We start from the raw sequence: 17,724 nt of genomic DNA on the forward strand, positions 1-17,724 counted from the left end.
CTAAAATCATCAAATTTAGATAAGCGAGTAAATTATGATAGAGATTATATTTTTAGATGTCGATGGTTGCTTGACGGACGGTGGTTTGTATCACTCAAACAGCGGCGAAGAGATGAAAAAATTTAATGTCAAAGACGGCTTTGGAATCCAAGAGTGGCAAAGATGTGGCAAAAAAGTCGCCATAATCACAGGCAAAACATCACAAATCGTCGCAAATAGGGCAAAAGAGCTAAAAATCGACATTGTTTTTCAAGGCGTAAAAGACAAACTCGCCAAAGCGACTGAAATTTTAGATGAACTTGGGCTTAGATTTTCACAGGCAGCCGCGATAGGCGATGATTTAAATGACGCAAAACTTTTAAAAGCAGTTGGTGTGAGTTTCAAACCAAAAAACGCTCTTGCTTCGCTTAAAACTGACATTACGCTAAATTTAAACGGCGGAGAAGGCGCTGTGCGAGAAATGATCGAATATTTAGTCGATAAAAACGATATGAGAGAAGTTTGGAATAGCAAGTGGTTATAAAAATTTTTTATGTGGCAATCGCCATTTTTAGCGTGGCAATGGTGTTTTTAAGTCTTCAAGATCCCTATTTAACGGAAGCTTTTAAAAAAGATAATACAATTGCAAATATGGAGATGATTGGCATAAATGATTATGAAATAGGAGAAAAAATAAATTTGCAAATCACAGCCAAAAGCGGAACTAGGTATAAAAATTATGACGAATTTATGGATTTTAACGGAACTCACTTAGAAGTCGATTTAAATCATACTCTTAGTTCAAAAACGGCTATCAGAAAGGGCGATATTTTGACCTTTAAAGGAGACGCAAACTACCAAAATAGCGACAATATAAACTATACTTCACAAGAAATCATTTACAATACAAAGAAAAAAATCGTTTCGAGCAATGTGCCGTTTGTTATGTGGCAAGGCGAAGATAGGGTCGGTGGAAAAAGCATTGTTTATGATATTAATAAAAAGCAGACAAACGCAAAAGGAATTCACGCATGGTATCAGATAAAAGATCAAAATTCTACAAACTAACTGCCTTTTTGGCGGTTTTTGCACTAAATTTGAGTGCAGGCGAGCAAGTCGAAGTTATGGCGGATAATTTTTTTGCCGATGAAGTGAAGCAAATTAGCCATTTAAGCGGTAATGTTACTATAAAAAAAGGAAGTTACGATACGCTAAAATCGGATAAACTAACTATAACTTTTGATAAAAATAGACAGCCTACAAAATACACAGCCACAGGAAATGCAAATTTTAAAATTTTGCTAAACGGCAAACACTACGACGGCAAAGGCGGAATGCTAACTTATACGCCAGAAAGCGAAATTTACACCCTTGAAAATAACGCATATTTACATGAAACTGAAACAAAAAAACAAGTTTATGGCGATAAGATTATCGTAAATCGCACAAAAGGCACTTACGAAGTAAAAAGTGGTTCAGGTGCGGAGAAAAAGCCGATTCGTTTGATTTTTCAAGTCGAGGATAATAAGTGATAAAGGTTTGCGGGGCTAAATTTATCACTTCTGCTAGTGGGCTTAGCGATAGCCCTGATTTTGGCAAAAGCGAAGTTGCCTTTTTAGGGCGGAGCAATGTCGGAAAAAGTAGCTTTATAAACGCCCTTGTGGGTCAAAAAAGCTTAGCAAAATCAAGCTCAACGCCCGGAAAAACGCAACTTGTAAATTTTTTCGAAGCCGAATTTATTGAGAATTTGGGCGAAAATAGTGAAAAATTTTCGCTTATTTTTGTCGATTTGCCCGGTTTTGGCTATGCAAAAGTTTCAAAAAAAATGCACGGAATTTGGCAAAAAAACTTGGACGAATTTATTAAAGAACGCAAAAATATAAAGCTTTTTGTGCATTTAATCGACTCTCGCCAGTTTGATTTACAAATCGATTTAAATTTGCAAGATTATCTAAAAAGTTTTTTGCGAAACGATCAAAAAATCATAAAATTTTACACAAAAAGTGATAAATTAAATCAAAGCGAAAAAGCCAAAGTTTTAAAATTTGATAACGAAGCAAAATTTATCTCAGTTTCAAAAAATTTTGGCATAGAAAACGCTAGACAAAGCATTATAAAAGGGGTTTTTGGTTTATGATAGAGTTAAAAAAAGCTAGACTTTGCGATATTGAAAGTATGCAAAATTTAGTAAAAGATGAGGTCGAAAGCGGGGTGCTTTTACCAAGAAGCGACGAAGAGATTGCGACAAATATTCGTTCTTATACTCTTGCTTTTCGTGACGGAGAACTAGCGGGTTTTGCGTCTTTGAAAATTTTTAATGCGAATTTAGCCGAAGTGCGAAGTTTGGTTGTATCGCCGAATTTTCGTAAGCAAGGCATAGGCGCAAAAATAGTAGAAGAACTTATCAAAGAAGCCGAATTTTACGGCTTAAAGCAGGTTTTTGCTCTAACTTATCAAAAAGGTTTTTTTGAGAAATTGGGCTTTAAAGAAATTTCAAAAGAAGAGCTTCCAGCTCAGAAAATTTGGGCAGATTGTATAAAATGCAAAAAATTTCCGGTATGCAACGAAATCGCAGTAATCTATACGCTATAACAAATGCTTTTTTGATAGCGTGTTTGTTTATTTATCTGATTTTAACTTCAATGAATCAAAAATTACCGCCGCTAATAGGGCTATTTTTTCTTCATCAAATCGTGCTAAGATTTGAAAATGAAAACAAATTTAAAAGCTACGGCGCAATGTGGTATATAGGCATACTTTATCTTTTTATAGCTGAGCAAATTCACGGATTTCATCTATTTTCAATTGCCGTTACATTTATCATTTTTTATCTTTTTATATTTGAAATTTCGATCAAATTTATTAAATTTAGAAATTTGCTCATCGCACTTTATGTTCTTATCGGTTATGCGGGGACTTTTTTGGTTAGCAATGCTATTTCGTATGCCAAAAAAAGCGGATATTTGGTTTTTGGAAGCGAATATCTTTGGTATATTTTTATTGAAATTTTAATCGGACTTCTTATTTTTAGGGGAAGATTGGTATGAGATTAAAATTGGTTTTTTCGTTTATTCTCATATTTTGGGCTATGCTTTTGGTGCGAATTTACTATCTTTCTATCAAATCAAATGAATATTACGAAGAAATCGCCGAACAAAATGTGGTAAAAAGCGAACTCATCGCTCCTGTTAGAGGGCAAATTTTAGATACCAAAGGCACACCATTAGCCATAAATAGGCTTGGATTTTCGATTTGGCTTGCCCCACATTTGAAAATGGGTAGCGAATTAGAAGAAGAAATTTCAGTTTTAACGGAAATTTTTTCAGAACTAAATGCTACGCAGATAAAAAAAGATTATCAAAAACAAAATTCGCCTTACAATCAAAATTTTATAAAAGTTGTCGAATTTTTGGATTATAACGAAACCGTAAAACATTTTGCCACGCTAAATTTAAGAGATAAATTAAAAATCGAGCCAAACTCTCAAAGGCTTTATCCGCAAAATTCCCTTGCTTCGCATGTCATCGGCTATGTGGGTCGTGCAAATTCGAAAGATATAGAAAAAAACTATATGTCGCGTTTAACGGGATATGTCGGCAGAAGCGGCGTGGAAGGGTATTATAACGGAATTTTGCAAGGCAGTATCGGTGAGCGAAAAACAAAAGTTACAGCCCTAAATAAAGTCGTCGAAGAAATTTCATTTGTGCCGCCTAGCAGTAGTGATATAGAGCTTACTATTGATATTCAGTTGCAAAAACACCTGCGTGAAATTTTTAAAAAAGACGCAGGAGTCGCCATAGTCATGGATATAAAAGACGGAGCGATACTAGCGGCGGGAAGCTTTCCTGAATATGATTTAAATCAGTTTGTAACGGGCATTAGCGCTGAAAATTGGAACGAGCTTATAAACGATTTGAGCCACCCATTTACAAATAAGCTTGTAAATGGGCTTTATCCGCCAGGTTCAGTTATAAAAATGGCGATTGGAATGTCGTTTATAAATTCGGGCAAAATCGCCGAAAATTGGGCGCCACATTGTAGCGGTGTAATGGAGCTTGGCGGGCGTAAATTTCGTTGTTGGAAAGGCTGGGGTCACGGCAAGGTAAATTTAAACGATGCCATTAGAGAGAGTTGCGATGTCTATTTTTATGAAGGAAGTTTGATTGTGGGCATTGATTATATGGCGAGTTATCTTGATAGAATGGGCTTTGGTCGCAAAACAAATGTCGATTTGCCGAACGAATTTGTAGGTACCGTGCCAAATAAAGCATGGAAAATGCAAAAATTTAAGCGCCCGTGGTATCAAGGCGAAACCGTAAATGCCTCAATCGGGCAGGGCGATATTTTGATTACACCTATGCAAATGGCAAAACACACAGCCGAACTAGCTTCGGGGCATGGCTTGACGCCGCATTTTTTAAAAAGTATCGAAGGCGAAAAAATAGAATTTGCCCCAAAAGAGCTTTTTACGCCGACAGAAATGTTGCAACTACCGATGATAAGAAAGGCTATGTTTGAAGTTGCAAATCACGAAAAAGGCACTGCAACAAAGGTTTTGCAAGGTATCGTTGTGCCGATTGCAGCTAAAACAGGCACGGCTCAGGTCGTAGGAATTTCGCAAACGGAAAAAACTCGCATGAAGGAAGCCGATATGGAGTATTATCAACGCTCACACGCATGGATGACGACATTTGGACCTTATGAAAAACCACAATATGCAGTAACCGTGCTAGTCGAGCATGGCGGCGGCGGCGGAAGTGCAGCCGGTCCAAAAGTAAAGCAAATTTATGAAAAACTTGTTGAGCTTGGTTACATAAAAATCCCTGAACCTACGGAAAAATCGGATAAAAAAGTGCAGAAAAGAAAAAATAATTAAATTATTTGTTCGAATTTAATCTTTAAATTTAGTGAATTTTGCAAATTTTGATATATCAAATTTCGCTTTAACGCTTCGTTTGTAAATTTGCTAAATTCATCATCGCTCATATCGCTTGAAATGTAAATTTTTATCTCGCAAAGCTCGATTTTTGGGCTATCATCATAGCCGATGACATTTAAAATGGTTAGCGAATTTGAAATTTCAAATTTAATCTTGCCTTCCATTTCTAAAATGGCGATTTTTTTGAATTTTGCAAATTCATAAATTCCAGCCAAAACTCCACCTAAAAGGCTACTTGCGAAATAATCAAGCGAACTTTTTTCCGTGCTTTTTATATCAAAATTTATCTGATTTGATATTATTATCTCATCATTTGGCGTAAAAAGCTTGATTTTGTTTTCTCGCAAAACGGCTCGGTATTTAGCATTAAATTTTTCAAATTCCATATTTTTCTCTAAGTGCGATTTTAGCGTTATTTAGTGCGTTTAGTTTAGCTTTGATTATATCGTAAGAATTTAGCGTTCTATTTGCAAAAGTGGCAAAACCACAATCAGGATTTAGCAAAATGCGATTTTTAGGGATAAATTTAAGCAAATTTTCTGCCCTTTGCACGATTTCATCTACGCTTTCGATTTTATCATTTCTAGGATTTATCACGCCAAGTCCGATAGTAGCGTGATTTCGCATAAATTCATTTTTAAAAAGCGTTTGGATTTCCCCGGCTCTTGGTGTTGCAAATTCAAGCATAAAAATTTCACAGCCTGATTTTTCAAAAAGCTTTAAAAGCCCGTCATAAGAGCCTTTTAGTAAAATACTTTCATCCTTACTCCAATTTCCCCTACAAACATGCAAAGCTGTTTTGATATTTTTGCTTTTTGCATATTTTATTAAGTTTTCTATCAAATTTGAAGCAAATTCTAGCTCTTCTTCATAGTTTTTTTTCTCGCTAAGTGCAGCACACATAAACGATCTTGTCTGCTCTTTTGAAAAGAGAATTTCGGTTAGCACAGGCTCGTCAAACTGCACCAAATCAACACCAAATTCAGCCAAATCATCGATTTCGGCTTTTAAAATTTCCAAAACATCTACGCTTAGGCTTTCTTTATCGTCATAAAAATGCGATGAAAGTTCGCCAAGCCACATCGAGCGAGTTAGCAGATAAATGCCCGGCAAAGTGGCCTTTAAAGGGCGATTTGTAAATTTTTTAACTAGCTTCATTTCACCCAGCACAAGCGGGTTTTTTCGTTTTACTTTGCCGACACAAACGGCGTTTTTAATGGCAAGAGCAGGGACATCTAAAATTTCAAGCATATCTTCAAAACGCTGTTTTTGTGGCATAAAATCAAGCATTTCGCTCATACTCATTAGCTTTGCACCAGCTATTTTTTCGCTTACAAATGAAAGGTAATTATCCCTATTAAGCTCACCGCTTGTGATAAAATCAATGTCAAATTTTTCTTGCAAACGAACGACTTTTTCAGTCTCTTTTTGCAAAATATTATCAACTTCGCTTTTTGAAATTTTACCCAAAATTTGCTTTTTTCGTGCAAGTAAAAGCTCTTGTGAGCGTGGCATTGACCCCATTAGCGAAGTTGAAAAAGCTTTCATTTTAATATCCAAAAAAGCTTAGATACTCATTTGCCTGAGTGATTTGAACAAAGCCTTTTGTGCGACCACTGACCCACTTTTTAAGACCTTCTAAATCCATCATCTCTTTGTGTTTTGGATTGTTATAATCCATTAAAAATAGCACTTTTTCAAATTCATTTAGCAAATTTTTATCAAAATCGCTTCTAGCGTTGAAAATGCAGTGGTCAAATAGTGCCGTTTCATCTAAAATGACAAATTTATCTTTATCCAAAGTGCCATCACTTGCCCAACGCTCATAGTTCATATCAAGCATCCATGAAGCCGATACTTCGCCTTTTTCGAGCGCTTTAAAGGCGTCTAGCTCGCCACCGACATGATCGCCATGTAGTCCCACGCCGATGTCAAATCGAACTTCTTCATAATCACTACCAAATTCAAGTCCGTTTAAATGCAAGTGATTTATCGGAATTAGCCTTGCTTGTGGCGAATCATAAGCTCCAAAGCCGATTTTTTTGCCCTTTAAATCGCTTAAATTTGCAATCTCTTTTGTCGTTACTAGATAAGATTTTCTATCGTTATCGGTATCTCTCATGGCTGAGTTTAAAACGCTTCCTTTGCTTCGCAAAAATGCGTCTAAGTAGGCTAATGGCGAATTCCACGCAATGTCGATTTCGCCTTTTAAAAGTGCATCGACTTGCATTTTATAATCTTTAAAGAAAACAGGCTCTAAATTTAGTCCGTTTTCTTTGAAAAAATCAGCGATAATGCCCCAAATAACAGTAACTTGTGGTGCGTAGATGACGGCTCCTAGTTTTATTGTTTGCATAAATTTTCCTTATTAAATTTAAATTTGCAAATTTGCATTGCAAATGCCGACAGATTGGGGCGTTTATGAGCAAAACGAGTGAAACGCTAGACTGGTATGTCTGCGTGAGCGAGTTTTGTGATATATCGCCCCAAGATTAGGCTGGTTTATTTCTAAATTTACTATATCTCTTGACCTGTGATTGCTTTTCCTAGCCATATAGTAAGCACATCGACGCTTGGCGCCATAATCTGACTTGCTAGGCTATCACGCAAATATCGCTCCATATTTCCAAATTTATTATACGCCTTTCCGCCGCCAATTCGCATACCGATATTTGCTAGTTCTATCGCACTTTCACTTGCAAAAATTCTTGCACTTAGAAGCTTAGCAAACGCTTCTTCTTCGCCATTTGCGATGGCTTTTGCAGCTTCTTTTGTGCCAAGAACTGCTGCATTTGTTTTAGCATAAATTTTTGCTAGGTGAATTTGGACTGTTTCAATCGCACAAAGTGGTTTATCATCGCCATATTTTCGCGTTGTAGAATGCGAAATAGCTTCATTTAAAATCGCCTTACAAACACCGCTATAAACGGCTGCCAAACCACATACAAAAAGTGGTGCAATGCCGTTAAAAACCTGCTCCATACCAGTATCTGGACTACCTATGCGAAATTTATTATTTAGTTTTAGATTGTCCATTTTCATCTGGCAAGATACATTTGCTCTCATGCCAAGCCCGTTCCAGCTGTTGCTTAAAAACTCCAAGCCTTGCGTTCCAAGCGGAATGCACCAGTTATCGATGCCGTCTTTGCCGCGGGCTAAAACAAGATAAAAACTTGCGTATCCGCCACTTGTAACCATGCTTTTTAAGCCATTTAGCGTGGTAGTATCGGCTTCAAAACTAGCTGTCGTATCAGGCATATAAAAGTGTGTTCCACTTCCAAGCTCGCTATATGCAAGGGCGGCGAATTTTTTCTCTTCTACGATAGATTTGAAAACCTCTTTTTTAAGCTCGTCGCTACCATATTTGTTTAAGCAAAATAACGCAACATTGCTCATCATATAACAAAGCCCGACACTAGCCGAACTTTCGGCAAACGCCATACAAATTTCAGCGTGTTCTTCTATGCCAAGTCCAGCCCCGCCATACTCTTTTGGGATAACTAACGAAAAATATCCTTCATTTGCTATTTCTTTAAAGGTTTCAACCGCAAATGCCTTATTTTCGTCATTTGCAACTACGAACGGATCAATGTGTTTTTTGGCAAATTCTCTTGCCTTTTTGTAGATTTCTGACATTCAAGTCCTTTTTTTGTTCTACGCAAACCTTGCGTCTAAAATCCTTAATACTACTAAAATTCCCATTTTAATACCATTAAAAAAAATAATATATTTTTAAATTAATATTATTTTAAGTTTTAAATTTTCAAAAAAACGAAAGAAAATGAGACGAAAGAAAAGGCATTTTACTGATTAAATTTTGTAAATTCATTTGAAAATCACAAATTTTATAGACTTTTTATTTTTTTAGTTATAAAATACTAGTTCGTGTCTCGTTAGCTCAGCTGGTAGAGCATCTGACTCTTAATCAGGCGGCCGCAGGTTCGAACCCCGCACGGGACACCATTTAATGTTTTGTGGCCCTTTCGTCTAGCGGTTAGGACGCCGGCCTCTCACGCCGGCAACACGAGTTCGATTCTCGTAAGGGTCACCAAAGCTTTTTTATGTTTAAATTTGTTGGGAGATTTATTTTCCTTTGTCTTATTTTGTGTAAGGACTTGAATAATGAGTGCTTTTGATTTTTCTATAAGATTTGAAAATCTTGACAAGCTTATCCGAAGCACTAAAAGCGATTTGACAAATTTATCCTTGCATTTATCGACTTGTAATAACGATAAAATGGGGATTGTAATCTTTTTATTATTTGATTGGAATAAATATTTTACACAAAAGAAAATTTCTATAAGCGCGCAAATACAATTTCAAAATAGTGAATTTTGAATTTTGTGCGAATTTAACATCTCTAAAAGCGAGTTTTTATCACAATTTACCAAAGCATAGTGAAAATCTTTTATATTTTTTAAATTTTCAAGGCGATTGTAGCGAAAATCAGCGTCTATGCCTTTTATCTCTTTGCTCCACGGAAGCGAAATAACGATATTTTGGCTAAATTCTTTTGTAAGAAACCTTGCTGCTTTTACAAAAAGCGTCTCATCGCTTTCGCAGATAAAAGCGCGATAGCTCTCGCCAAATTTGCAAATTCTAAAAAATCTATCCACAAAAACAGGCTCAAAATGCTCTAAATTTCGTAAATCGCCGATTTTATAATTTATATTTTGTTCTTTTAAAAACTCTACAATTCCGCAAAATTCATCGATGAAAATTCTAGGAAGCGGTAAATTTTGATAATAAACTTCATCAAAAATGAAATTTGAAAAGAAAATTGAGCCTAAAAAAAGCATTTCGTAATCCGAATTTGGCGTTATTTTCAAAAGTTTTGAACCAAATTTTTCCAAAATCTCGCCGTCTTTGCAAAAAAATATTTTTTCATCTTCGCTACCGGTTAAAATGAGTAAAAATTCATGCAGATTTTGTGGCGCAAACAAAACACTTTTTGGCAAAACAAATCGTTTTAAAATTTCATTTTGTATTAAATTTGTTCGCACAAATTTGTGGTTTTTTGAATTTGCAAAAAAGACTATCAAACGAGTTAGTGCTTGGTTTAAATTCGCAACCCTTATAAGTGCGATTTCGCTATTTTTTATCTCGCAATCGCCACTAAAAATAATCGCATACGCTCCAAGCTCGATTGCTTTTTGAATTTCGCTCTCATCGCCGTTAATGTCGATAAAGGCAAATTTTGACTTTACGCCTTCGCTTTTGTAGGCAAAACCTTCCACAACGCTAACGCTTGGTTCGTTTATAAGTTCGCCCCCGCTTAGCCTTGCAAGATTTATAATGTTTATCAAAATTTGCCCCTAAATTTACCCTACAACTGCGCCGTTTTTAACCACGCCGTGAGTGCCAAGAAGCGTCAGTGCGCCATCTTCCGCGCTTAAAATCATACCTTCGCTCATATTTCCAAAAACTTTTCGTGGTTTTAAATTTGCCAAAACGCAAACTTGTTTGCCGATTAAATCTTTTGGATTGTAGTATTTGGCGATTCCGCTCATTATTTGGCGTGGATTTTCTTCGCCAAGATCTATTTTAAATTTCAAAAGTTTTTCGCTACCATCGACGCTATCGCACTCTAAAATCGTGCCGACTTTGATAACACATTTTTTAAAATCATCGATTGAAATTTGCGAATTTTCGCATTTTGTTTCAGGTTTATTTGCCAAATTTGCCGTATTTTGCGAATTTGCGGTTTCATAATTTGGCTTAGCCATAAGTTCGGTTTCAACTTTTGCAAAAAGCGGTGCAACGGCACTAGCTTTAAAATCAAAAATTTCATCTTTTAAAATAAGTCTTTCATAGTTTTGCGAATTTATCTCAAAACCTAGTGCTTCGCCGATTTTAACGGCAGTTTTTGGCATTGCAGGACTTAGCAAAATAGCAACTTTGGCTAAAATATTTGCCACAAGCGCAACAAGAGCGTTTGCTTTTTCTTCGTTGCCGTTTTTCATCAAATTCCATGGTTCGTATTTTGCGATGGCTGTATTTGCCAAAGTAAGAGCTCTAAAAAGCTCTTCTAAATAGCGATTTGTTGCAACTTCTTCAAGCGAATTTATGGCATTTTGCAAGTAAATTTTCGTTTCATTTAACTCATCTGTAAAGAATTTTGCAGTATCTTTTGAATTTATCACAAAATTTGAGTATTTGCTACTCATGCCGATAATGCGATTTAGCAAATTTCCCAAATCATTTGCGAGTTCTGAATTTATGCGAGAGATTATCGCTTTTTGCGAGAAATCGCCATCTTGCCCAAACGGCACTTCGCGTAGCAAAAAGTATCGAAACTGCTCCAATCCGTAAGCGTCAGCCACTTCTTTTGGATTTACTACATTGCCTAAGCTTTTACTCATTTTTTTGCCGTCTCTTGTCCACCAGCCGTGTGCTGCTATGTGTTTTGGAAGTGGCAGATCCAAACTCATCAAAAACGCAGGCCAATACACAGCATGAAATCGCAAAATGTCCTTGCCGACAACATGAAGCGTGTTGCCCCAAAAGTCCATTTTTTCGCCGTTTATGGTGTAACCAAGGGCTGAGACATAGTTAAGCAGGGCATCAAGCCAAACATACATTACATGTTTTGGTTCATTTAGCGAATTTGGAAGCTTAATCCCCCAGTCAAAACTCGTGCGGGTAATGGAGAGATCTTTTAAGCCGTTTTTGACAAAGCTAATAACTTCATTTTTTTTGCCGTTAGGAAGAACGCATTTTTCGCTGTTTTCATACCATTTTAGCAGTTTGTCTTCATATTTTGAGAGTTTGAAAAAATAGCTTTCTTCTTTGACAATTCGCGTTTTTTTACCACAATCAGGGCAGTATTCGCCGTCGATTAACTGCGTTTCTGGGAAAAAACTCTCACAGCTAACGCAGTAAAAGCCTTCATACTCGCCTTTGTAAATATCGCCGTTTTTGTGCATTATCTCAAAAGCATTTTGAACTGTTTTTTTGTGATAATCATCTGTTGTGCGAATAAATTTATCGTAACTTATTTCAAATTCGTCCCAAAGATTTCTGAATTTTGCACTGATTTCATCGGCGTAAGCTTGTGGCGTTTTATCTCGCATTTTAGCGGCTTCTTCGATTTTTTGTCCGTGTTCGTCCGTGCCTGTTAAAAAAAATGTTTCATGCCCTTGCAAACGATAAAATCTCGCCATACAATCGCAAATAATCGTAGTATAAGCATGTCCTATGTGCGGGACATCATTGACATAATAAATCGGTGTTGTAACAAATCTTTTTTCCATAATCTTTCCTTAAAAATCAAATCCGCCGCTTTGACCTTTTGACATATTTTCAAAGGTCGCCTTGACATAATCATCGCGAATTTGGCAATCTAAAATTTTCTCGCATTTAAAGCAACTATCAATGCCCAAATTTTGTTGGCAATCAAGCAAAATTTGGGTTTTTTTATCAAATTCTATCTCGTAAGAATCTTTTTCTTCCATTTTTATTTTCCGTAAATTTCGTGAAGTTTGGCTATTTCATATTTTGAGCCAAAAAAGCATGGGCTGGTTTGATGAATTTTTTCGATTTTTATCTCAAAAAGCGAATTTGAAGTGCCGTTAGTTGTGGCGCCACCTGCTTTTTCGTAAATAAATGCAAAAGGCAAAACTTCAAATGTAACGCGAAGCTTTCCGTTTGGTGCGTCAGTTGTCGCCGGGTAGCTAAAAAGTCCGCCGCCTTTGATGAGAATTTGGTGCAGGTCGCTAACCATAGCGCCGCTATACCTAAGACGATAACCCTCGTCAAAAAGCGAATTTACAAGCTTTTTGTGTTTTTCGCTCCAACCTTTTTGCGTGGCTCCCGTTGCGTTTAGTTTGCCTTTTTCTTTCAATTTTAATTCATTTATAAAAACAAATTCACCTTGCGGATTTAAGCGATAAAGTTTAGGTGAGCTTTCGCAAACTACCATTTCAAGGCGTGGTCCATAAAGTGTGTAAGCAGCAGCGACTAAATTTTTGCTAGAAATTTCATTTTTGTAAATTCCAAAAATTGAGCCGATAGCAAAATTCACATCAAAAAGGCTTGACCCGTCAAGCGGATCGTAAGCTACGATAAATTCGCCTTTTTCGTTGATTGTTAGCATTTCATCTTTTTCTTCGCTCACCAAAGCTTTAACAAGGTTCGAATTTTTAAATTCATCTTCTATGATTTTATCGCTTAAAACATCGAATTTAAGCTGTGTGTCGCCTGTTGAGTTTTGATTTTGCGTGTAGCCAAATTCGGCAAATTTAAGCTCGTTGCTGATTTTCTTGGCGATATTTTCTATTGTTTTAAAAATTTCTTGCATGTTTTATCCTTTTAAACTTTTTTTGCATTTTGCAAAATCCACTCGCAAACGCCGTTTGTGTCGTTAATATCAAAAAACGGAAGATTAAATTTAGACATTTTTTCATCGCCTAAATTTGAAGCAATCGCATTTGAAAACGGCAGATAGCTTTCATCGATTTTATCCAAAAATAGGCTAATTCGCGGAAGCGGAAGTGTTTTTAGCCCTTCGACAATCAAAATATCAAACTCATCAACCATTTTGATGATTTGCTCGATTTGCATTTTATTTTGCGAAAAAAATGTCGTTCTTGTGGGACTTGCCACGACGACATCGGCTCCAAGAGCGCTAAATTTGAAGCTATCTTTGCCTTCGGTGTCAAATTTAGCCTTGTCTTTTGGATCATGTTTTACAATCACAACCTTTAATCCGTCATCAATAAATTTTTTCGCAACCTTACAAATAAGCGTAGTTTTGCCGTTATTTGACGGACCGCTAAACGCAATAGCAACTCGTTTCATAAAATTCCTTAAATTCTTTGCATTAAAATCTAAGGATTATACCAAATTTAGCCTTTTAAAATTTTGAGTTTTTTAAAATTTGATGAGCGAATTTAAAAATCACCGCATTGATTTTTCGATTTATTCTTAAAAAAGTAAAAATTCGCTAGAATTACCGAGTTTAGCTTAAATTTATAAGGTTAGTTTTTATGAAAAAAATTATTTTGGTATGTTTTGGTGCGTTTTTTTTGTTTTCTTGCTCGAAAAAAGAGCAAATTCACGAGCCGATAAAAAATGAATTTATGGCTTATACGCAAAAGTTTGAGTCGGTTAAAGAAAATGATAGATATTTGGCGATTGCGACATATTTAAACCCAGTAATGCCCGAAATTCGCAATGAAAACGAAGATGAGTTTTTTTTGCTTAGTGCCTATCCAAAAGAGATAGAATTTGATAAATCTAGTCTTAAAATTAACGGAAGTAGCGAAAATATCGTTATAACCGAGCTTAGCAAAGATGACCCGCTTATGCAAAAAGTCGCTTTTAATATCCCTTGGTCTCGCACCTATAAAATCACAGCACCAAAAAGCGGGGCGGATTATTTGACCATCTCGTATCGCACAACTAACGGATTAGAGGCTAAATTTAGCTTTCGAAAAGTTTCAAAATCGATGTATTGGAATCCGAAAATAAAGCTTGATGATTGATTATAAATTAATTTAGCCTAGCTTTTTTTGTTGCAAGTATTGTAGGATGGGCATCCTTGCCCACCAAAAACAGACAAAAATTTAGCGAATTTTATCACTCAAACTTGGTTTTAAAAGTTTTTCAAGCTCTTCTTTGACTGAAATTTTCGCACTCGGCTCTAAAATTTGACGATAAATTATATAGTTTGCCAAAACTTTTTTGCCATAATCTCTGCTTTCGGCAAATGTTACAAGCTCCATTGACAAAAACGGCTCGTATTTGCCTTTATTAAACAAATCTCCCCTTTGAAGCATTCGCTTTGTAAAGCCCAAACCGCCGTTATACGCGTATGCGATAAAAACAGGGCTAATTAGGCTTTTTTCAAGATAATCGATATGCAAATTTGCAAATTTATAGGCGATTTGGGGTTTAAACATATCATCTTGGTCAAAATCCGTCATTTTTAACTGTTTTTTGCCTAAATCGTTTGCGACAAACGGCATAAACTGCATCATTCCAAGTGCATACGAAGTCGAAACCGAACCTGGGATAAATCTACTTTCTTGTCGCCCGATGGCTAAAAGCAGAGCCTTTCGGTGGTTATCGCCATCGCCTATAAATTCCATAAACGGCATAGCATAAAAGTTATCTTTGTAGCCTGTGGCTTTATTCATAATGTAGCTATACTCGCCGATTGTGGCTTTGGTATCGAAAAATTTAGCAAATTCGATAAGTTCGGCTTTGCTCATTTTATCGGCTTTTGCTTTGGTGCGAACCCAGTTAAAAGGATCGCTTATATCGTAGTTTTTTGGCGCGTCGGCTGTGGGCTCAGGGATAATGACACTTATGCTTTTATTTCCCGTAAGTTCTTTTGCATAAAGCGAATAAATGCTATAAACGCTGCTATTAGCAAGTTCGTTTAAGATATTTTCATCTTTTGTTAGCAGATAAATCCAAAATTTGGCATTATCAGCGTTATGAACCGATTTTTCTACCTTTGTGGCAGTTTTGAAAAATTCTACTGCTTTTTGCTCTTCGCCAAAAGTCAGTGCATTTACGCCGAGCAAAAATGCGTTTTTATGATCGCTTAGAGCAGGGTTTGCTTGCAATATAAAATGGCGTAAATTTGTGTGTTTTTTATTTATCACGCAATCGTGCAGTATCGCATAAAAATCAGAATTCGCGGCTAAATTTGTATAAAATTCTTCATTTTCGCCGCTTAGTTCGATACTTTTTGGCGAAGCATAGTTATAATATGAGATGAAATTTGCAGCATCGCCCAAGCTTTCAAAATATGCCAAAGGATTTTCTTTGCTAAATCCTATTAATCTATTTGCCAAATTTGGGTGGTTTTGTGCTAAATCTGAAGCTAGTTTTAACTTCGTTTCATTTGGCAGTTTCGCGATAAAACTTGGATAAAGCCTTGCTTTTATGCAGGTTAAATTTGCATCTAAAATATTTTTTGTGCCAACTCCTGCGCATTTATCTTTTGGTTTAACTGGCGGAAAAATTTTATCAAGCTCTTTTTTTAATTTGCCTTTGTTGCGATAAATTCCGCTTTGTTTTAGGGCTCTTATTTGTTTTTTATCGTATTTTGTCTCATCGATTAAACGATAAATGTAATAATCTTTCGCCAAAGATTTCGGTTTGTCTTTTAGCTCTTCGTAGCTTAAAATTTCGGCAAAAACGGCACACGGAAGCAACAAAATAATGGCAAATTTAAAAACTATTCGCATACATTAACCTTAAAATCAAATTATCAAGCAACATTAAAATAAAAAGTATTATAAGTGGCGCAAAGTCGAACATTCCGACATTTGTCGGTATGATTTTTCGCACAGAGTTAAAAAGTGGTTCGGTTAAATTGCGAAAAAATCGCACGAATTTGTTGTATGGATTTATCGGCAAAAAGCTGATAATACAAGCGATGAAAATCACCAAAACAGCGATTCTAATAGCCAAATGCAATAAAAATAAAATTATACTCATAACGCAACAATTTCCTTTATATCATCTTTTATATAGCCCCAAAGTTCGCTAAGCTCTGGTCCATGGGCTTCGCCAGTTAAAAGCAATCTTAACGGCATAAAAAAGTTTTTGCCTTTTAAACCGCTTTTTTCCATTAAATTTGCTTTAAATTCGCTAAATTCAGTAGGAATTTGCTCGAATTCTGCGATTTTTTGGCGTAAAATTTCAGCATTTTCGCTAAATTCGCTCCCAATTTCTTTTTTAGAGTAAATTTTTTCGACCTTTGCCTTGATTTCAGGCACCAAGCTACTTTCTTGTGTGTAAAATTTAATCAAATTTGCAAATTTATCGCTCAACCCAAAAAACTCAGCCAAACGAGACGGCGTGGCAAGTTTGATATGTTCTCTATTTATAAAAGATAGTTTGTCAATGTCAAATTTAGCAGGGCTTTTTGAGATATTTTTTATGTCAAACCACTCTGCGGCTTGGCTTAAAGTAAAAATTTCGCACGGCGTTTTATTTCCCAAAGTAAGCAGATAGTTTGCAATGGCTTCCGGTAAATAGCCACTCTCTAAAAGCCATTTAACCGATGAGCTATTTTCCCTTTTGCTCATTTTTTTGCCGTTTTCATTTAAAATAATCGGCAAATGCGCATATTTTATCTCTTTATCATATCCCAGATACTGCCTGATTAAATTTTGTTTTGGCGTGTTTGAGACATGATCCTCTCCACGCACCACGCAACTTACGCCCTCGCACATATCATCGATCGCACAAGCAAAGTTATAAGTAGGCGTTTTATCGGCTCTCATTATGACAAAACTATCGATATTTTCAGGCTCAAAGCTAACTTCACCTTTGATTAAATCTGTAAATTTCATAGTATTCTCAGGTTTTTTAAGGCGGATTACAAAAGGTTTATCGCACTCTAAAACTTCCAAATCGCTCATTTTTTCGCAGGTTCCGTCGTAGCGATATGCTCTATTTTCATTTTTAGCTTTTTCTTTTTTAATTTCAAGTTCATCTTCCGTGCAAAAACAGCAAAACGCCTTTTTTTCAGCTAAAAGTTTTGCCGCAAATTCTCTGTGAAATTTCAAATTTTTACTTTGATAATACAGCGTTTGCCACGAAATTCCAAATTTGCTTAAAATTTCTAAAATTTCTTTATCTTTTCCGTCTATATTTCGTTCATTGTCGGTATCTTCGATACGCAAGATAAATCCGCTTTTATCTTGGAGCGAAAGGACGAAATTTATGATTGCCGCGCGCAGGTTTCCTATGTGCATGTCGCCTGTGGGGCTTGGTGCAAAACGATACATTGTAAAATTCCTAAATAAATTTAAATTTTAAAGGCTGATTATACTTTAAAAATT

At 36.0% G+C, this 17,724-nt stretch carries 21 protein-coding genes and 2 tRNA genes; 11 read left to right on the top strand and 12 right to left on the bottom strand.

Annotated elements, in window-relative coordinates; genetic code table 11:
• Nucleotides 1-34: 34 nt before the first annotated feature.
• Genes PF028_RS00855 through mrdA form a run of 7 tightly spaced genes read left to right on the top strand, consistent with a single transcriptional unit; the run spans nt 35 to nt 4,855 of the window.
• A complete protein-coding gene (locus PF028_RS00855) occupies nt 35-523 on the top strand; it encodes a KdsC family phosphatase (RefSeq protein ID WP_270860781.1) in 489 nt (162 codons plus the stop codon).
• A complete protein-coding gene (locus tag PF028_RS00860; protein ID WP_270860782.1) occupies nt 514-1,047 on the top strand; it encodes an LPS export ABC transporter periplasmic protein LptC in 534 nt (177 codons plus the stop codon). Before PF028_RS00855 ends, PF028_RS00860 begins: the two co-directional genes overlap by 10 nt.
• Nucleotides 1,011-1,511 (top strand): lipopolysaccharide transport periplasmic protein LptA, encoded by a 501-nt coding sequence (gene lptA / locus PF028_RS00865; protein WP_270860783.1) that lies wholly within the window; start codon nt 1,011-1,013, stop codon nt 1,509-1,511. The genes PF028_RS00860 and lptA overlap by 37 nt, the downstream gene beginning before the upstream one ends.
• Complete coding sequence (gene yihA / locus PF028_RS00870; RefSeq protein WP_443101137.1) at nt 1,508-2,116, top strand: ribosome biogenesis GTP-binding protein YihA/YsxC; 609 nt, start codon at nt 1,508-1,510, stop codon at nt 2,114-2,116. The genes lptA and yihA overlap by 4 nt, the downstream gene beginning before the upstream one ends.
• On the top strand, nt 2,113-2,571 hold the full coding sequence (locus PF028_RS00875) for an N-acetyltransferase (RefSeq protein ID WP_270860784.1): 459 nt from the start codon (nt 2,113-2,115) through the stop codon (nt 2,569-2,571). Before yihA ends, PF028_RS00875 begins: the two co-directional genes overlap by 4 nt.
• Nucleotides 2,520-3,026: a hypothetical protein gene (locus PF028_RS00880; RefSeq protein WP_270860785.1), complete on the top strand. Its 507-nt coding sequence runs from the start codon at nt 2,520-2,522 to the stop codon at nt 3,024-3,026. Before PF028_RS00875 ends, PF028_RS00880 begins: the two co-directional genes overlap by 52 nt.
• On the top strand, nt 3,023-4,855 hold the full coding sequence (gene mrdA, locus PF028_RS00885) for a penicillin-binding protein 2 (RefSeq protein ID WP_270860786.1): 1,833 nt from the start codon (nt 3,023-3,025) through the stop codon (nt 4,853-4,855). The genes PF028_RS00880 and mrdA overlap by 4 nt, the downstream gene beginning before the upstream one ends.
• Here mrdA and PF028_RS00890 read toward each other — a convergent pair.
• The 4 genes from PF028_RS00890 to PF028_RS00905 all read right to left on the bottom strand — a co-directional run bounded on the left by PF028_RS00890 (nt 4,852) and on the right by PF028_RS00905 (nt 8,554).
• Entirely contained in the window at nt 4,852-5,304 is a 453-nt protein-coding gene (locus PF028_RS00890; RefSeq protein WP_270860787.1) for a hypothetical protein, read from the bottom strand. The two genes, mrdA and PF028_RS00890, sit on opposite strands and share 4 nt — an antisense overlap.
• Entirely contained in the window at nt 5,294-6,466 is a 1,173-nt protein-coding gene (locus PF028_RS00895; RefSeq protein ID WP_270860788.1) for a cobalamin-independent methionine synthase II family protein, read from the bottom strand. Before PF028_RS00895 ends, PF028_RS00890 begins: the two co-directional genes overlap by 11 nt.
• A 1-nt stretch (nt 6,467) precedes the next feature.
• Complete coding sequence (locus PF028_RS00900) at nt 6,468-7,274, bottom strand: phosphate/phosphite/phosphonate ABC transporter substrate-binding protein (RefSeq protein WP_270860789.1); 807 nt, start codon at nt 7,272-7,274, stop codon at nt 6,468-6,470.
• Between the two features lie 161 nt (nt 7,275-7,435).
• Entirely contained in the window at nt 7,436-8,554 is a 1,119-nt protein-coding gene (locus tag PF028_RS00905; RefSeq protein WP_270860790.1) for an acyl-CoA dehydrogenase family protein, read from the bottom strand.
• A 251-nt stretch (nt 8,555-8,805) separates the two neighbouring features.
• Between PF028_RS00905 and PF028_RS00910 the strand changes: the two genes are divergently transcribed.
• From PF028_RS00910 to PF028_RS00920, 3 genes are all read left to right on the top strand, one after another.
• A tRNA-Lys gene (locus PF028_RS00910) sits at nt 8,806-8,881 on the top strand.
• 13 nt (nt 8,882-8,894) lie between these two features.
• Nucleotides 8,895-8,969: transfer RNA gene (locus PF028_RS00915), tRNA-Glu, on the top strand.
• A 71-nt stretch (nt 8,970-9,040) separates the two neighbouring features.
• Nucleotides 9,041-9,256, top strand: a complete 216-nt coding sequence (locus tag PF028_RS00920; RefSeq protein ID WP_270860791.1) for a hypothetical protein — start codon at nt 9,041-9,043, stop codon at nt 9,254-9,256.
• Here the strand turns inward: PF028_RS00920 and PF028_RS00925 are convergent.
• From PF028_RS00925 to mobB, 5 genes are read right to left on the bottom strand one after another with little or no spacing between them, the layout of a single operon-like run.
• Nucleotides 9,238-10,224 carry a hypothetical protein gene (locus PF028_RS00925; RefSeq protein WP_270860792.1) on the bottom strand — a complete coding sequence of 329 codons (987 nt, stop codon included), beginning with the start codon at nt 10,222-10,224 and terminating at the stop codon, nt 9,238-9,240. The two genes, PF028_RS00920 and PF028_RS00925, sit on opposite strands and share 19 nt — an antisense overlap.
• A 15-nt stretch (nt 10,225-10,239) precedes the next feature.
• Nucleotides 10,240-12,171: a methionine--tRNA ligase gene (metG, locus tag PF028_RS00930; protein ID WP_270860793.1), complete on the bottom strand. Its 1,932-nt coding sequence runs from the start codon at nt 12,169-12,171 to the stop codon at nt 10,240-10,242.
• 9 nt (nt 12,172-12,180) lie between these two features.
• Complete coding sequence (locus PF028_RS00935; protein WP_270860794.1) at nt 12,181-12,372, bottom strand: hypothetical protein; 192 nt, start codon at nt 12,370-12,372, stop codon at nt 12,181-12,183.
• A 2-nt stretch (nt 12,373-12,374) separates the two neighbouring features.
• Nucleotides 12,375-13,217 (bottom strand): class 1 fructose-bisphosphatase, encoded by an 843-nt coding sequence (locus PF028_RS00940; protein ID WP_270860795.1) that lies wholly within the window; start codon nt 13,215-13,217, stop codon nt 12,375-12,377.
• 11 nt (nt 13,218-13,228) lie between these two features.
• A complete protein-coding gene (gene mobB / locus PF028_RS00945) occupies nt 13,229-13,717 on the bottom strand; it encodes a molybdopterin-guanine dinucleotide biosynthesis protein B (protein ID WP_270860796.1) in 489 nt (162 codons plus the stop codon).
• Nucleotides 13,718-13,905: 188 nt separating this feature from the next.
• On the opposite strand from mobB, the gene PF028_RS00950 reads away from it, so the two are divergent.
• The gene (locus PF028_RS00950; protein ID WP_270860797.1) at nt 13,906-14,403 is read left to right on the top strand and encodes a hypothetical protein; all 498 of its coding nucleotides are present in this window, start codon (nt 13,906-13,908) and stop codon (nt 14,401-14,403) included.
• An 81-nt stretch (nt 14,404-14,484) separates the two neighbouring features.
• Here the strand turns inward: PF028_RS00950 and PF028_RS00955 are convergent, their stop codons facing one another.
• The 3 genes from PF028_RS00955 to gltX are packed head-to-tail and all read right to left on the bottom strand — an operon-like array spanning nt 14,485 to nt 17,670.
• Entirely contained in the window at nt 14,485-16,119 is a 1,635-nt protein-coding gene (locus PF028_RS00955; RefSeq protein ID WP_270860798.1) for a lytic transglycosylase domain-containing protein, read from the bottom strand.
• Nucleotides 16,103-16,372: a YggT family protein gene (locus tag PF028_RS00960; protein WP_270860799.1), complete on the bottom strand. Its 270-nt coding sequence runs from the start codon at nt 16,370-16,372 to the stop codon at nt 16,103-16,105. The genes PF028_RS00955 and PF028_RS00960 overlap by 17 nt, the downstream gene beginning before the upstream one ends.
• Nucleotides 16,369-17,670, bottom strand: coding sequence for a glutamate--tRNA ligase (gene gltX, locus PF028_RS00965; protein ID WP_270860800.1), 1,302 nt, complete (start codon nt 17,668-17,670; stop codon nt 16,369-16,371). The genes PF028_RS00960 and gltX overlap by 4 nt, the downstream gene beginning before the upstream one ends.
• Nucleotides 17,671-17,724 lie beyond the last annotated feature (54 nt).

Source organism: Campylobacter sp. CN_NE2 (assembly GCF_027797465.1).
Classification (GTDB): Bacteria; Campylobacterota; Campylobacteria; order Campylobacterales; family Campylobacteraceae; genus Campylobacter_B.

What these genes read in the sequence shown, in the direction of transcription:
- PF028_RS00960 (WP_270860799.1), bottom strand. Translation starts at nt 16,372, where the DNA reads ATGAGTATAATTTTATTTTTATTGCATTTGGCTATTAGAATCGCTGTT.
- PF028_RS00955 (WP_270860798.1), bottom strand. Translation starts at nt 16,119, where the DNA reads ATGCGAATAGTTTTTAAATTTGCCATTATTTTGTTGCTTCCGTGTGCC.
- gltX (WP_270860800.1), bottom strand. Translation starts at nt 17,670, where the DNA reads ATGTATCGTTTTGCACCAAGCCCCACAGGCGACATGCACATAGGAAAC.
- PF028_RS00900 (WP_270860789.1), bottom strand. Translation starts at nt 7,274, where the DNA reads ATGCAAACAATAAAACTAGGAGCCGTCATCTACGCACCACAAGTTACT.
- mrdA (WP_270860786.1), top strand. Translation starts at nt 3,023, where the DNA reads ATGAGATTAAAATTGGTTTTTTCGTTTATTCTCATATTTTGGGCTATG.
- PF028_RS00905 (WP_270860790.1), bottom strand. Translation starts at nt 8,554, where the DNA reads ATGTCAGAAATCTACAAAAAGGCAAGAGAATTTGCCAAAAAACACATT.
- PF028_RS00920 (WP_270860791.1), top strand. Translation starts at nt 9,041, where the DNA reads ATGAGTGCTTTTGATTTTTCTATAAGATTTGAAAATCTTGACAAGCTT.
- PF028_RS00875 (WP_270860784.1), top strand. Translation starts at nt 2,113, where the DNA reads ATGATAGAGTTAAAAAAAGCTAGACTTTGCGATATTGAAAGTATGCAA.
- PF028_RS00950 (WP_270860797.1), top strand. Translation starts at nt 13,906, where the DNA reads ATGAAAAAAATTATTTTGGTATGTTTTGGTGCGTTTTTTTTGTTTTCT.
- mobB (WP_270860796.1), bottom strand. Translation starts at nt 13,717, where the DNA reads ATGAAACGAGTTGCTATTGCGTTTAGCGGTCCGTCAAATAACGGCAAA.
- PF028_RS00895 (WP_270860788.1), bottom strand. Translation starts at nt 6,466, where the DNA reads ATGAAAGCTTTTTCAACTTCGCTAATGGGGTCAATGCCACGCTCACAA.
- lptA (WP_270860783.1), top strand. Translation starts at nt 1,011, where the DNA reads ATGGTATCAGATAAAAGATCAAAATTCTACAAACTAACTGCCTTTTTG.
- PF028_RS00855 (WP_270860781.1), top strand. Translation starts at nt 35, where the DNA reads ATGATAGAGATTATATTTTTAGATGTCGATGGTTGCTTGACGGACGGT.
- metG (WP_270860793.1), bottom strand. Translation starts at nt 12,171, where the DNA reads ATGGAAAAAAGATTTGTTACAACACCGATTTATTATGTCAATGATGTC.
- PF028_RS00890 (WP_270860787.1), bottom strand. Translation starts at nt 5,304, where the DNA reads ATGGAATTTGAAAAATTTAATGCTAAATACCGAGCCGTTTTGCGAGAA.
- PF028_RS00880 (WP_270860785.1), top strand. Translation starts at nt 2,520, where the DNA reads ATGCAAAAAATTTCCGGTATGCAACGAAATCGCAGTAATCTATACGCT.
- PF028_RS00940 (WP_270860795.1), bottom strand. Translation starts at nt 13,217, where the DNA reads ATGCAAGAAATTTTTAAAACAATAGAAAATATCGCCAAGAAAATCAGC.
- PF028_RS00935 (WP_270860794.1), bottom strand. Translation starts at nt 12,372, where the DNA reads ATGGAAGAAAAAGATTCTTACGAGATAGAATTTGATAAAAAAACCCAA.